The sequence below is a fragment of the Stenotrophomonas sp. PD6 genome, assembly GCF_049199305.1.
Lineage (GTDB): Bacteria > Pseudomonadota > Gammaproteobacteria > Xanthomonadales > Xanthomonadaceae > Stenotrophomonas.
Map to the genome: position 1 here is coordinate 328 of NZ_JBLZQD010000019.1, position 12,897 is coordinate 13,224.

Sequence of the window (12,897 nt, forward strand, 5' to 3'; positions counted from 1 at the left end):
CGCGCCCCCTTCTGCTCCGCCCCCTTGTTCTTGGTCCGCCCCCCCCCCCCCCCCCGGGGGGGGGGGGGGGGGGGGGGGTTGCGGGGCCGTAGAGCGCCATGGATGGCGTGAACGAGCTTACATGGACGTACTTGCAGCGTGCCCCGGAACCCCACCGCCGCCGGCCCAGCCACGCGCAGGCATCAACCCGCGAGCTGTTCGCGAAATCAAAAAAAAACGGGGCGGATGCAATCTCTGCATCCGTCCCGCTTTTGAATCCTAAAGCGATCGCGGCTTACAGCCGTTCGCGAATCGTATGGCGCAGGGCTTCGAGGTCTTTCGCAAAGGCGTCGATGCCGGCGGCCAGCTTCTCGGCGGCCATCGGGTCGGCGGCCAGGTCGGTGGCGAACTGTGCGGCATCGATGGGGGTCACGGCGACCGATTCGGCGGCGCCGGCCACCAGCTTGCGCGGCAGGTCGCCGTGGTCGGCGTCCAGCTTTTCGAGCAGGTCCGGGGAGATCGTGAGGCGGTCGCAGCCGGCCAGCGCTTCGATCTGTGCGGTGGAGCGGAACGAGGCGCCCATCACCACGGTAGGCGAACCGCGGCGCTTGAATTCCGCGTACACGCCGCGCACGAACACCACGCCCGGGTCGGCATCGATGTTGGCCGGCGTCTGACCGTTGGCCACGTACCAGTCCAGGATGCGGCCGACGAACGGCGAGATCAGGAAGGCGCCCGCCTCGCTGCAGGCCAGCGCCTGGGTCGGGTTGAAGATCAGGGTGAGGTTGCAGTCGATGCCTTCGGCCTGCAGCTGGCGCGCCGCTTCCACGCCTTCCCAGGTGGCGGCGATCTTGATCAGCACCTTGCTGCGCGGCACGCCGGCCGCCTCGTACATGGCAATGAACTGGCGCGCCTTGGCTACCGTCGCGGCCGTGTCGTGGGCCTGGTCGGCATCCACCTCGGTGGAAACGCGGCCCGGCACCAGCGTGCTCAGCAGCGTGCCTACGCCCACCGTCAGCCGGTCGGCCACCGCGTGCACGATGGTCTCGCGCTCGCCCTGCTGGCCACGGCCCCAGGCAAGCTCGCGTTCGATGAGGTCCGCGTAGACGGGCAGGTCCAACGCCTTCTTCACCAGGGTCGGATTGGTCGTGCAGTCGACCGGCTTGAGGCGCTTGATCGCCTCATAGTCGCCGGTGTCGGCAACGACCACGGAGAGGTCACGCAGCTGGGTGAGTTTGGACGGCGTTGCAGTGCTCATTGCGACTCCTGGAGCAGAACGGAAACCCCGCGCGATACGCGCCAGGGTCGATCAATTCGGGGACGGGTTGTGGACAGCGGTCACGCGGAGGCGCAGCTTGCGGCCACCCGGTGCATCCCAGTCCATGGTCTGGCCAACGGCCAGGCCCAGCAGCGCGGTACCCACCGGCGCCAGGATCGAAACTCTGCCCTGGTCGACGTCGGCTTCGCGCGGGAACACCAGCGTGAGCTCATGCTTGTCGCCGTGCACTTCATCTTCGCACTCCACGCGCGAATGCATCATGACGATGCCTTCGGGCATGTCTTCCGGCGCCACCACGGTCGCCCGGTTCAGTTCCTGGATCAGCGCCTGTGCGGCAGGCGTCTGCTGGATGGCCGGCGACTCGAGCATCGCGTCAAGGCGATCCATGTCGAGGCTGGACACCGTGATGGGGGCGATGGATGGCGGCAGTCCGCTGGAAGTGGACATGTAAAGCTCCTTACGTTTATGGAAGACCCATGCAAAAGGCGGCGCCTTCTGGCGCCGCCTGGTTCTATTGTGCTGCCTATCGAAGGCGGATGCGACCCGTCCGCAGGGCGGGGCGCTGCAGCCGGTTCAGCGACCGCCTCAGACCCGCGAAAGGCGCCGGCTGGCGGCGCCCATGGCGTGGTCGGCCGGATCGAGGGTAAACAGCCCCTGCGGCAGCCGCTTGAACTGCTGGGCCAGCTGTTCCAGGAAGCCGGTCATGGCCGAACTGCGCCGCCATGCCATGGCGATGCGGCGGCTGGGGCGGTCGTCGCCGCTGAAGTCCAGCAGGCGGATGTTCTCCGAACGCGGCACCGGCGGTTTGACCGACAGCGTCGGCAGCAGGGTGATGCCCACGTCGGCTGCGACCATCTGCCGCAGCGTCTCCAGGCTGGTGGCGCGGAACTCGGACTTCTCGTTCGCGCCGAACAGGCGGCAGACCGCCAGCGCCTGGTCGCGCAGGCAGTGCCCGTCTTCAAGCAGCAGCAGCTTCTGCGACGACAGCTCCTGTACGTCCAGATGGTGGCGCCGCGCCAGCGGGTGCTGGCCGGAAACGGCGAGCAGGAAGGGCTCCTCGAACAGGAATTCGGCGTGCAGCTGGTCATCGTCCAGCGGCAGCGCGAGCAGCGCCGCGTCGAGCCGGCCTTCGCGCAGCCGGTTCAACAGTTCGTCGCTTTTCTCCTCGACCAGCAGCAGTTCCAGCTGCGGAAAGCGTTCGCGGATGTTGGGGATGACGTGCGGGAGCAGGTACGGCCCCAGGGTCGGGAAAATACCCAGCCGCACGGTGCCGGCCTCGGGGTCGATGCTGCGCCGCGCCGCCTCTTTCATCTGTTCCACTTCGGCCACGATGGTGCGGGCACGCGCAGCGGCTTCCACGCCGGCCGGGGTGAGCATGACCTTGCGCGGTGCGCGCTCGACCAACGGCAGGCCCAGCTCATCCTCGAGCTTGCGGATCTGGGTCGACAGCGTGGGTTGGCTGACGAAACAGGAGGCAGCCGCCCGACCAAAGTGTCGATGGTCGGCCAGCGCCACCAGATATTTCAGATCACGTAGGTTCATTTCCTTGTACCTCTAGACGGTAATGGACCGGGTGATGGCGTGGTTTACCCAGCAGGCAAAAAGGTTCCCGGCGAACCGGGAACCCGACGTTTCAGGCAGCTTCGGCGACAGCGCCACTGCTCTTGGGAACGGATGTACGTATCAGGTGATCAAAAGCGCTCAGTGCCGCAGTGGAACCGGCGCCCATCGCGATGATGATCTGCTTGTAGGGCACCGTAGTGCAATCGCCTGCCGCGAATACCCCCGGAACATTGGTCTGGCCGCGGTCGTCAATGACCACTTCGCCGCGCGGCGACAGTGCGACAGAGTCCTTCAACCATTCGGTATTGGGCAGCAGGCCGATCTGCACGAAGATGCCTTCGAGCTCGATGCGGTGCGCATCGCCGCCGACGCGGTCCTTGTAGACCAGGCCCGTCACCTTCTGGCCATCGCCCAGCACTTCCTGGGTCAACGCGCTGGTAATGATGGTGACGTTACCGAGGCTGCGCAGCTTCTTCTGCAGCACTTCATCGGCGCGGAGTTTCTCATCAAATTCCAGAAGGGTCACATGCGTCACCAGGCCGGCCAGATCGATGGCGGCTTCGACCCCGGAGTTGCCGCCGCCGATCACCGCCACGCGCTTGCCCTTGAACAACGGACCGTCGCAGTGCGGGCAATAGGCCACGCCCTTGTTGCGGTACTGGTCCTCGCCCGGCACGTTCATCTGCCGCCAGCGCGCGCCGGTGGACAGGATCACCGAACGCGACTTCAGCGACGCGCCGTTTTCCAGCTTGATCTCCACCAGCCCGTCGTCACCGGCCGGCACCAGCGCGCTGGCGCGCTGCAGGTTCATGATGTCCACGTCGTATTCGCGCACATGCTGTTCCAGCGCCGTGGCCAGCTTGGGGCCTTCGGTTTCCTTGACCGAAATGAAGTTCTCGATCGCCATGGTGTCCAGCACCTGGCCACCGAAACGCTCTGCGGCCACACCGGTGCGGATGCCCTTGCGCGCGGCGTAGATCGCGGCGGCGGCGCCGGCCGGGCCACCGCCGATGACCAGCACGTCATAGGGCGCCTTGGCGGCGATCCTGGCGGCGTCGCGCTTGGCCGAACCCGTGTCCAGCTTGGCCACGATCTGTTCCAGGCTCATGCGGCCCTGGTCGAAGATCTCGCCGTTGAGGTACACGGTGGGCACCGACATGATCTGGCGCGCCTCGACCTCGGCCGGGAACAGGCCGCCGTCGATGGCGACGTGGCGGATGCGCGGGTTGAGCACTGCGGCGAGGTTCAGCGCCTGGACCACGTCCGGGCAGTTCTGGCAGGACAGCGAGAAGTAGGTTTCGAACGTGTAGTCGCCCTCCAGCGCCTGCACCTGCTCGATGACCTCGGCTGTGGCCTTGGACGGGTGGCCGCCGACCTGCAGCAGGGCCAGCACCAGCGAGGTGAACTCATGGCCCATCGGCAGCCCGGCGAACGCCAGGTGGATGTCCTGTCCCGGGGTGGTCAGCGCGAACGAGGGGGTACGCTCGGCGCCGTCGCGGCGCACGTCCAGCGTGATCTGGTTCGACAGGCTGACCAGGGTTTCGAGCAGTTCCAGCATCTCCTGCGACTTGGCCCCGTCGTCCGCATGGGCGGTGATCTGGATCGGACGGGTGACGCGTTCCAGGTAGGTCTTCAGCTGGGACTGGAGGGTGGCATCCAACATCGAAAAACTCCTTGATTCAGGCAAAGGAACGGCGTCGACGTACCACTACGGTACATCTGGGCGGCGTAGGGGTGAACCGAAGCGGGCGCCGGGGCACCGGCTTCGGTTCACCCCCACCCCCGTCGGGACGGGAGGGGGAGTGAGGTGCGACTTAGATCTTGCCGACCAGGTCCAGCGACGGGGTCAGGGTCTTCTCGCCTTCCTTCCACTTGGCCGGGCACACCTGGTTCGGGTTGGCGGCGGTGAACTGGGCAGCCTTCAGCTTGCGCAGGGTCTCGGAGACGTCACGGGCGATCTCGTTGGAGTGGATCTCCAGGGTCTTGATCACGCCTTCCGGGTTGATGATGAAGGTGCCGCGCAGGGCCAGGCCTTCTTCGGCAATGTGCACGCCGAAGGCGTTGGTCAGCTGGTGGGTCGGGTCGCCGACCAGCGGGAACTGGGCCTTGCCGACAGCCGGCGAGGTTTCGTGCCACACCTTGTGCGAGAAGTGGGTGTCGGTGGTGACGATGTACACCTCGGCACCGGCCTTCTGGAACTCGGCGTAATGGTCGGCAGCATCTTCAATTTCGGTCGGGCAGTTGAAGGTGAAGGCGGCCGGCATGAAGATCAGGACCGACCACTGACCCTTCAGGGTGCTGTCGGAGACCTTGATGAACTCGCCATTCTGGTACGCGTTGGCTTCAAACGGCTTGATCTGGGTGTTGATGAGCGACATCGGTATTCCTCGTGGTGAAGGGGATGGGTGAAGCGACCAACACAGGTTAGCGGCTCGCTTCCCATAAGGACAATCCATTGATTGCATCTATACAATAGGCGCAGTCTATCGATATGGGCTGATCCTCGAATGAACATTGATCGTCATTCATGACAGATCCCTTGCTGCGCAAGGGATTCACCAAATTCGCCGATGAAGGGCCTGATAGCCGTTGCTTATCCGCGTGGTCGCGAAGCTGAACAGCCTTTTCAGGCCCGGCGGCGGGTGCGACATCGGGTCGCGGCGGTCGGCCGATGCCGTCATTGGCCTACACTGCGCCCCCACCACCGCCCAGACCCGCCATGACCGCCGCCCCGCAGGAGATCCGCCAGCTGCTTGCCGATGCCGCCCGCGCCCTGCCCGGTGCGGAAGGCCGGCACGAGGCCGAGCTGCTGTTGCTGCACGTGCTGGGGCGGGAGCGCAGTTGGCTGTTCGCCCACGCCACCGATCTACTCGACCCGGCCGACGCCGCCGCCTTCGCGGCGCTGCTGCAGCGTCGCATCGCCGGTGAGCCGGTGGCCTACCTGCTGGGTCGACGGGGGTTCTGGACCCTGGACCTGGCCGTCAGCCCCGCCACCCTGATCCCCCGGCCCGAGACCGAGCGGCTGGTCGAGCTGGCGCTGGAACGCCTGCCCGGCGACCGGCCGCTGTGGGTGGCCGACCTGGGCACCGGCAGCGGCGCCATCGCACTGGCGCTGGCCAGTGAGCGTCCGCAGGCGCAGGTGTTGGCCACCGACATGAGTGCGGCGGCGCTGGCCGTGGCCGGCGCCAATGCCCGCCACCACGCACTGCCCAACGTCGGCTTCCGCCAGGGCTCGTGGTACGCGCCGCTGGCCGGCGAGCGCTTCGACCTGATCGCCAGCAATCCGCCCTACATCGCCAGCGACGATCCGCACCTGGCGCGCGGCGACCTGCGCTTCGAACCGGCCAGCGCGCTGGCCTCCGGCCACGACGGCCTGGAGGACATCCGCCAGATCATCGAGGGCGCGCCCGTGCACCTGCTCCCCGGCGGCTGGCTCCTGCTGGAACATGGCTGGGACCAGGGCGAGGCGATACGTGCGCTGCTCGACAAGCGCGGCTTCGTGGAAGTGGCCACTGAGGTGGATCTGGAACAGCGCGACCGGGTAAGCCTGGGCCGGTGGCCGGCAACGCTAGAATGAGGGTCCACGCCGGCTGAGCGCCGGCCACGGCCGTCATTCCCTCTGGAGTTCCGCACATGCGCACGCTGTATCCCGCCATCACCCCCTACGACGTCGGCAGCCTGAAGGTCGACGACCGCCACACGCTGTACTTCGAACAGTGTGGCAACCCGGACGGCAAGCCGGTGGTGATGCTGCATGGCGGGCCGGGCGGCGGCTGCAGCGACAAGATGCGCCAGTTCCACGACCCGGCCAAGTACCGCATCATCCTGTTCGACCAGCGCGGTGCCGGTCGTTCCACGCCGCATGCCGACCTGGTGGACAACACCACCTGGGACCTGGTGGCCGACATCGAGCGGCTGCGCGAGCATCTCAAGGTGGAGCGCTGGCAGGTGTTCGGCGGCAGCTGGGGCTCGACCCTGGCGCTGGCGTACGCGCAGACCCATCCCACCCGCGTGACCGAGCTGGTGCTGCGCGGCATCTTCATGCTGCGCCGCTGGGAACTGGAATGGTTCTACCAGGAAGGCGCCAACCGCCTGTTCCCGGATGCGTGGGAGCACTACCTCAAGCCGATCCCGGCGGTGGAGCGGCATGACCTGATTTCCGCCTTCCATCGCCGCCTCACCAGCGACGACGAAGCGACCCGGCTGGCGGCGGCCAAGGCGTGGAGCGTATGGGAAGGCGCAACCAGCTTCCTGCATGTGGACGACGACTTCGTCAACAGCCACCAGGACCCGCAGTTCGCGCTGGCATTCGCCCGCATCGAGAACCACTACTTCGTCAACGGCGGCTTCTTCGAGGTGGAAGAGCAGCTGCTGCGCGACGCGCACCGTATCGCCGACATCCCCGGTGTGATCGTGCACGGCCGCTACGACGTGGTGTGCCCGCTGCAGAGTGCGTGGGAACTGCACAAGGCATGGCCGAAATCGACGCTGGAGATCAGCCCGGCCTCGGGCCATTCCGCGTTCGAAGCGGAGAACATCGACGCGCTGGTACGCGCGACGGATCGTTTCGCGGGCTAAGGGGCGCGCGGTCACCAGGTGCCGGCGGACAATGCCTCCGCCAGCACCGTCAGTTTCGGCGACGCCTGCCGCGAGGGCGGATACACCAGCGACAACGCGCGGGTGCGTCCTTCAAACGGTTCCAGCACCCGCTGCAGGCGCCCGTCGGCCAACGCGTCGGCCACGGCGAAATCCATCACCTGCACGATGCCGATGCCGGCCAGGGCGCCCTCCACCAGCGGGTCGCCACTGTCGAACACCATCCGCGCCGGCGCGGTGAAGTCGCGCAGGCCGTCACCGTCGCGGAACTGCCAATCCACCAGCCGGCCACTGCGCAGGTTGCGCACGGCCAGGCAGGTGTGATCGTGCAGGGCATCGACGGTCGCTGGCGCGCCGTGCCGGGCGAGGTAGGCCGGCGAGGCCACCGTCACCCAGCGCAGTGGCCGCAGCGGCCGTGCCACCATGCGCACATCACCGATCGGACCGGTGCGCAGCGCGGCATCGAAACCTTCCTCCACCAGGTCCACCAGCCGGTCGTTGAGCACCAGTTCGAACTGCAGTTGCGGGTACGCGGCCGTGAGCTGTCCGGCCAGTGGCACCAGCACCTTGCGCCCGAACATCGACGGCGCGGTGAGTTTCAGCACCCCTGATGGCGTGCACGGGCGGTCGCCCAGCTTGCGCTCGGCGTCCTCCAGGCCGCACAGCAACGGCGTGCAGTGCTCGACGAACTGGCGGCCGTCCGGGGTCAGGCTGACGTTGCGCGTGGTGCGGTGGAGCAGGCGCACGCCCAGCTCGCTCTCCAGCCGACCGATCGCGCGCGACAGGCCCGACTGGCTGACGCCGAGCTGGCCTGCGGCGGCGGTGAAGCTGCGTGCCTCGGCGACCTGCACCAGCATGCGCACGGCATTGAGATCCATGGCGGTGTCCGATTGATGCGAAAATGCATGACAGAAATCGAAGTATCCGGGTTTCTTTGTTGCGCGTCATCAATGAGACTGCGCGCCTCCCCCCTGCAATGACCGGCATGACCCACTCCCCGTCTTCCTTCCCGCCCCGCCTGGCGCTGACCCTGCTGGCGATGGCCCAGCTGATCATCGCGCTGGACGCCACCATCATTTTCGTCGCCCTGCACGAGATGGGCGTGCAGCTGCAGATCAACGCGCAGCAGCTGCAGTGGATCGTCAGCGCCTATACCGTGGCCTTCGGTGGCTGCCTGCTGCTCGGCGGGCGCGCGGCGGACCTGCTCGGCCGGCGCCGGGTCTATCGCACCGGCATGGCGCTGTTCGCGCTGGCCTCGCTGGTCGGCGGCTTCAGCAACAGCGCCTGGCTGCTCATCGCCGCACGCGCGGTGCAGGGCATCGGTGCGGCACTGCTGTTTCCGGCCACCCTGTCGCTGATCAACACGCTCTACGCCGAAGGCGCGCCGCGCAACCGCGCGCTGGCGATCTGGTCGATGGCCAGCGCCGGCGGCCTGGCATTGGGCACGCTGCTGGGCGGCGTGCTCACCCAGAGCTTCGGCTGGTCGTCGGTGCTGCTGGTGATCGTGCCGTTCGCCGGCGCCTGCGCCGTGTTGGGCGGCTGGTGGCTGCCGCGCGATGCGGCGATGCCACGCGGGCGCTCGTTCGACCTGGCCGGCTGCCTCACCGTGACGTTGGGCGGCAGCCTGCTGGTCACCACGCTGGTGCAGGCGCCCGAGTGGGGCTGGTGGGCGCCGCGCACCGTGGGCTGCCTGCTGGCCGCCGTGGTGATGCTGGCCGCGTTCGTGGCCATTGAACAGCGCAGCCGCGACCCGTTGATGCAGTTCGCGCTGCTGCGCCTGCGCAGCCTGCGGGCGGCGATGCTGTTGACGATGGTGTTCATGAGCAGCTTCGGCGTGCAGTACTACTTCCTGGCGCTGTATTTCCAGGATGGCTACGGCTGGAGCGCGCTGCAGGCGGGGCTGGCGTTCCTGCCGCCGACGCTGGTGTGCACCTTCGGCATCCGCATCAGCGAGCACATGCTGCGCCGGCGTTCGCCGCGGCAGGTGCTGGCGCTGGGCATGGGCGCCGGCGCGGTCGGCATCGGCGCGGTTGCCGTGGCGCTGCCCGTTGGCGCCACTTACTGGGCGCTGCTGCCGGGGATCGTGGTGCTCAGCATCGGCCAGGGCATGACGTGGACGGCGATGTGGATCGTGGCCGGGCAGGGCGTGCCTGCCGCCCAGCAGGGCGTGGCCTCGGGCATGGCCGCGACCGCGCAGCAGATCGGCGGCGCGCTGGGCTTGGCGGTGCTGGTGATGCTGGCCAATGCGGGGCGCGGTGCAGGGGCCGCAGGGACCAGCCCGGAAGCGCTGCAGGGGCTGGTGAACGCACAATACGGCGCGGTGCTGTTCGCGGTGCTGGGGGTGGGAGTGGCCCTGTGGTTGCGGCCGGAAAAAAGCGGGGTTGTATTGGCGCCGGCTCTACCCCGTCGTTAGCCCGCCGGCACCGATTCCAACCGCGCAAACACCCGCGCCAACCGTTCCGCCCACGCCTGCTGCCCCGCCGCGTCCGCGATCAGATCCTGGCGGATCTCCAGCTCCACATGCAGCAGGCCGCGGCCTTCGCCGTGCACCGGTACCGCGTAATCGCTGGTGCTGCTGACCGAATACGGTTCGTTGTCGCCCACCACCAGGTCTCCTTCATCGCGCAGCGCCTGCAGCAGGGCATGCGCCAGCCGCGTGTCCTGGTGGTACAGCACGCCCGCATGCCACGGGCGCGCCGCGCCGTTCATCTGCGGGGTGAAGCTGTGCATCATCACCAGCAGCGTCGGGCGCATCTGCGCCGCGCGGGCATCCAGTTCGGCAGCGATGCGTGCGTGATACGGCGCATGGATCTCGTCGATGCGCTGCTGGCGTTGCGTGGGCGACAGCCCAACATTGCCCGGCACGAGCGTGTGGTCGCTGCGCTCGGGCATCAGGGTCGGTGACGCCAACGGGCGGTTGCAGTCGATCACCAGGCGCGAATAGGTCTGGGTGATCGCCCATGCATCGAGCAGGCCGGCGAGCGCGCGCGTGACGCCCGCAATCCCGATATCCCAGCCGATATGCCGGTCCAGCTCGGCCTGCGGCAGGCCCAGCTCGGCCAACGCCGCCGGCACCTGCTGGCCGGCGTGATCGGCGATCAGTACGTAAGGCGAGCGCCCGCCCGGGTGCAGCACGGTGAACGGAGCAGGATCGGAACCGCCCAGCAGCGTGCCCGTGGCGGGCGCAAGTGCGTGCGAATCAGCCACGCGGGGTGCCGTCCAGATGATGTTCGATCATCCACAGCCCCGCCCACAGCTTGGCGTCGAGCTGGTAGCCCTGGCCCATCTTCTCGACCAGCCACGCCGCCGCGCGGGCACGGGGAATCTCGTGCACGGTGATGTCTTCGCTGGCGTCGCCGCCGCCATTGCCGACCTTGCGCAGCCCGGTGGCGCGCACGAACGCGATCTTCTCGCTGCTGGCGCCGGACGAGGTGGGGCCGATCATCAGCACCTCGGCGTGCGCGGCGGTCCAGCCGGTTTCCTCTTCCAGCTCACGCACTGCCGAGTCTTCGATCGACTCGCCCGCATCGATGTCGCCCACCAGTCCGGCCGGCATCTCGATGGTGCTGGCCTGCAGCGGCACGCGGAACTGCTCGACGAACAGCACGCTGTCGTCGGGGGTCACGGCGATGATGATCGCCGCCAGGCCACCGGCATGGGTGCGCTCGCTGTATTCCCAGGTACCGCGCACGACCATGCGCTGGTACTTGCCTTCGTAGACGACCTTGGGGTCCTGCGTGTTGTGACTCATGCGAACTCGCTGGCAGTGGAAGAGGAGTCGGACAGGCCGGCGGCGGTGAACAACCGGCGCCGGGTCAACGGGCCGAAGCGCAGCGCATCGCACAGACCCTGCAGCATCTGTGCATCGGCGCTGGAACGGCTGAAATCGGCCTGGGCCGCATCCAGCGGCGCATCCAGGGCAATGGTGGTCAGCTGGCGCCAGAGCAGCGCATGCTCGCGCTGTTCGCGCAGGCGCACGGCCATCTGCGCGGCACCGCGCAGGCGCAGGAACGGTACTTCGTCCAGGCGTTCATACAAGGTGTCCAGGCTGCCGAAGTGGGCCAGCAGCACCGCGGCCGACTTGGCGCCCACGCCGGTCACGCCGGGAATGTTGTCGACCGCATCGCCACACAGCGCCAGGTAATCGGCGATCTGGTGCGCATGCACGCCGTGGCGGGCCTTGACCCCTGCCATGCCCCAGCGCTGGTTGCGCGCGTAGTCCCACTGCTCGTCGTGTTCGTACAGCAGCTGGGAAAGATCCTTGTCGGCGGAGATGATCACCCCGCGCATGCCGGCGTCGCGGCGCGCGTGCAGGGCGCTGCCGATCAGGTCGTCGGCCTCGTATTCGTGGTGGGCCAGCACGGTCAGGCCCAGCGCCACGCACAGCGCCTTGCAATGCGCGAACTGGCGGCGCAGCGCGTCGGGCGCAGGATCGCGGTTGGCCTTGTAGGCGGCGTAGATCGTGTGCCGGAAGCAGCTGTCCAGCGCCTCGTCGAACGCGATCGCGATGTGCCGCGGGCGCTCGCGCTCCAGCAGGTCGAGCAGGAAGCGGACGAACCCGTGCACCGCATTGGTCGGCCAGCCCTGCTGGTCCTGGAATTCGTCCGGCATCGAATGCCAGGCGCGGAACACGTACAGGCTGGCATCGACCAGGTACAGCGGCTGGCGCATCTCAGCCCTCCCAGTCCTGCAGCAGCGCCGCCGGATCCGGGCGCTCGCGCTCGGGGACGTCGGTCTTCGGCGTGCCGATATGGATGAAGCCGGCAATCCGCTCCTCGCCGTCCAGGCCCAGGTGGGCGTGCACGGCCGGGTCGAACGCCATCCACGCGGTCAGCCACTGTGCCCCGAAGCCCAGCGCCTGGGCGGCCTGCAGCAGGGCAAAGCAGACGCAGCCGGCGGTCATCAGCTGCTCCTGCTCGGGCACCTTCGGGCTCGGCGTGGGCCGGGCGATGACGGTGATGATCAACGGAGCGTGCGAGAAGCGCTGCCGGTCCTTCTCCACCTGCGCGTCCGACGCGGTGGGGTCGCGCTCGCGGCTGCGCTGTGCCAGGAACGCGCCGAGGCGGTGGCGGGCGTCGCCGGCGATACGCAGGAACCGGAACGGCACCTTCTTGCCGTGGTCGGGCACGCGCACCGCCGAGGCCAGCATGCGCAGCAGCGTTTCCGGGTCGGGTCCGGGGGCGCCCAGTTGCAGGGCGGGAACCGAACGGCGGGCGTCCAGAGCGTGCAGTGCAGGGGAGTCGAGCATGGGATCTCAGTGGGTGTCGCAGTGCCCTCGATTATAGTCGCGGCAGTTTGTGACACGAACTTGGGCAATCTCTGGCCCATTTGCGACAAAACGTGATGAACCTCACTTAATTAATGGCAATCCTTCACGTCGCTGTACTCGCTTCCCGGAAGCGCTGGCCTTACGATACAAGGCCTGCCGGTGCCCGGGTCGTGAGGTTCAAAGTGCGGACTGTTTCACTGTCCCTGACCGG

Annotated in this window: 13 protein-coding genes; 3 read left to right on the top strand and 10 right to left on the bottom strand. The window is 67.8% G+C overall.

Annotation, left to right across the window (positions count from 1 at the left end; translation table 11 throughout):
* Nucleotides 1-274: 274 nt before the first annotated feature.
* From ACOZHM_RS18830 to ahpC, 5 genes are all read right to left on the bottom strand, one after another.
* A complete protein-coding gene (locus ACOZHM_RS18830; RefSeq protein ID WP_421570828.1) occupies nt 275-1,237 on the bottom strand; it encodes a transaldolase in 963 nt (320 codons plus the stop codon).
* 51 nt (nt 1,238-1,288) lie between these two features.
* A complete protein-coding gene (gene rnk, locus ACOZHM_RS18835; protein ID WP_421570829.1) occupies nt 1,289-1,705 on the bottom strand; it encodes a nucleoside diphosphate kinase regulator in 417 nt (138 codons plus the stop codon).
* Between the two features lie 138 nt (nt 1,706-1,843).
* Nucleotides 1,844-2,800 (bottom strand): DNA-binding transcriptional regulator OxyR, encoded by a 957-nt coding sequence (gene oxyR / locus ACOZHM_RS18840; RefSeq protein ID WP_421570830.1) that lies wholly within the window; start codon nt 2,798-2,800, stop codon nt 1,844-1,846.
* A gap of 91 nt (nt 2,801-2,891) precedes the next feature.
* Nucleotides 2,892-4,484, bottom strand: a complete 1,593-nt coding sequence (gene ahpF, locus ACOZHM_RS18845) for an alkyl hydroperoxide reductase subunit F (RefSeq protein WP_421570831.1) — start codon at nt 4,482-4,484, stop codon at nt 2,892-2,894.
* Nucleotides 4,485-4,635: 151 nt separating this feature from the next.
* Nucleotides 4,636-5,199: an alkyl hydroperoxide reductase subunit C gene (gene ahpC / locus ACOZHM_RS18850; protein WP_068849365.1), complete on the bottom strand. Its 564-nt coding sequence runs from the start codon at nt 5,197-5,199 to the stop codon at nt 4,636-4,638.
* Nucleotides 5,200-5,540: 341 nt separating this feature from the next.
* On the opposite strand from ahpC, the gene prmC reads away from it, so the two are divergent.
* Entirely contained in the window at nt 5,541-6,398 is an 858-nt protein-coding gene (gene prmC, locus ACOZHM_RS18855) for a peptide chain release factor N(5)-glutamine methyltransferase (RefSeq protein WP_421570833.1), read from the top strand.
* 56 nt (nt 6,399-6,454) lie between these two features.
* Nucleotides 6,455-7,399, top strand: a complete 945-nt coding sequence (gene pip, locus ACOZHM_RS18860) for a prolyl aminopeptidase (protein WP_421570834.1) — start codon at nt 6,455-6,457, stop codon at nt 7,397-7,399.
* A gap of 11 nt (nt 7,400-7,410) precedes the next feature.
* On the opposite strand, the gene ACOZHM_RS18865 is transcribed toward pip, so the two are convergent.
* Nucleotides 7,411-8,295, bottom strand: coding sequence for a LysR family transcriptional regulator (locus ACOZHM_RS18865; RefSeq protein ID WP_421570836.1), 885 nt, complete (start codon nt 8,293-8,295; stop codon nt 7,411-7,413).
* A gap of 107 nt (nt 8,296-8,402) precedes the next feature.
* Here ACOZHM_RS18865 and ACOZHM_RS18870 point away from each other — a divergent pair, with 107 nt between their 5' ends.
* Nucleotides 8,403-9,830: an MFS transporter gene (locus ACOZHM_RS18870; RefSeq protein WP_421570837.1), complete on the top strand. Its 1,428-nt coding sequence runs from the start codon at nt 8,403-8,405 to the stop codon at nt 9,828-9,830.
* On the opposite strand, the gene ACOZHM_RS18875 is transcribed toward ACOZHM_RS18870, so the two are convergent.
* From ACOZHM_RS18875 to ACOZHM_RS18890, 4 genes are read right to left on the bottom strand one after another with little or no spacing between them, the layout of a single operon-like run.
* Nucleotides 9,827-10,624 carry an N-formylglutamate amidohydrolase gene (locus ACOZHM_RS18875; protein WP_421570838.1) on the bottom strand — a complete coding sequence of 266 codons (798 nt, stop codon included), beginning with the start codon at nt 10,622-10,624 and terminating at the stop codon, nt 9,827-9,829. The genes ACOZHM_RS18870 and ACOZHM_RS18875 overlap by 4 nt on opposite strands.
* Nucleotides 10,617-11,168, bottom strand: a complete 552-nt coding sequence (locus tag ACOZHM_RS18880; RefSeq protein ID WP_421570839.1) for an NUDIX hydrolase — start codon at nt 11,166-11,168, stop codon at nt 10,617-10,619. The genes ACOZHM_RS18875 and ACOZHM_RS18880 overlap by 8 nt, the downstream gene beginning before the upstream one ends.
* Complete coding sequence (locus tag ACOZHM_RS18885) at nt 11,165-12,088, bottom strand: 5'-3' exonuclease (protein ID WP_421570840.1); 924 nt, start codon at nt 12,086-12,088, stop codon at nt 11,165-11,167. Before ACOZHM_RS18885 ends, ACOZHM_RS18880 begins: the two co-directional genes overlap by 4 nt.
* A 1-nt stretch (nt 12,089) precedes the next feature.
* Complete coding sequence (locus ACOZHM_RS18890; protein WP_421570841.1) at nt 12,090-12,665, bottom strand: nitroreductase family protein; 576 nt, start codon at nt 12,663-12,665, stop codon at nt 12,090-12,092.
* Between the last annotated feature and the right edge of the window lie 232 nt (nt 12,666-12,897).

What these genes read in the sequence shown, in the direction of transcription:
- ACOZHM_RS18880 (WP_421570839.1), bottom strand. Translation starts at nt 11,168, where the DNA reads ATGAGTCACAACACGCAGGACCCCAAGGTCGTCTACGAAGGCAAGTAC.
- ACOZHM_RS18885 (WP_421570840.1), bottom strand. Translation starts at nt 12,088, where the DNA reads ATGCGCCAGCCGCTGTACCTGGTCGATGCCAGCCTGTACGTGTTCCGC.
- ACOZHM_RS18890 (WP_421570841.1), bottom strand. Translation starts at nt 12,665, where the DNA reads ATGCTCGACTCCCCTGCACTGCACGCTCTGGACGCCCGCCGTTCGGTT.
- ACOZHM_RS18830 (WP_421570828.1), bottom strand. Translation starts at nt 1,237, where the DNA reads ATGAGCACTGCAACGCCGTCCAAACTCACCCAGCTGCGTGACCTCTCC.
- prmC (WP_421570833.1), top strand. Translation starts at nt 5,541, where the DNA reads ATGACCGCCGCCCCGCAGGAGATCCGCCAGCTGCTTGCCGATGCCGCC.
- ACOZHM_RS18870 (WP_421570837.1), top strand. Translation starts at nt 8,403, where the DNA reads ATGACCCACTCCCCGTCTTCCTTCCCGCCCCGCCTGGCGCTGACCCTG.
- oxyR (WP_421570830.1), bottom strand. Translation starts at nt 2,800, where the DNA reads ATGAACCTACGTGATCTGAAATATCTGGTGGCGCTGGCCGACCATCGA.
- rnk (WP_421570829.1), bottom strand. Translation starts at nt 1,705, where the DNA reads ATGTCCACTTCCAGCGGACTGCCGCCATCCATCGCCCCCATCACGGTG.
- ahpC (WP_068849365.1), bottom strand. Translation starts at nt 5,199, where the DNA reads ATGTCGCTCATCAACACCCAGATCAAGCCGTTTGAAGCCAACGCGTAC.
- ahpF (WP_421570831.1), bottom strand. Translation starts at nt 4,484, where the DNA reads ATGTTGGATGCCACCCTCCAGTCCCAGCTGAAGACCTACCTGGAACGC.
- pip (WP_421570834.1), top strand. Translation starts at nt 6,455, where the DNA reads ATGCGCACGCTGTATCCCGCCATCACCCCCTACGACGTCGGCAGCCTG.
- ACOZHM_RS18865 (WP_421570836.1), bottom strand. Translation starts at nt 8,295, where the DNA reads ATGGATCTCAATGCCGTGCGCATGCTGGTGCAGGTCGCCGAGGCACGC.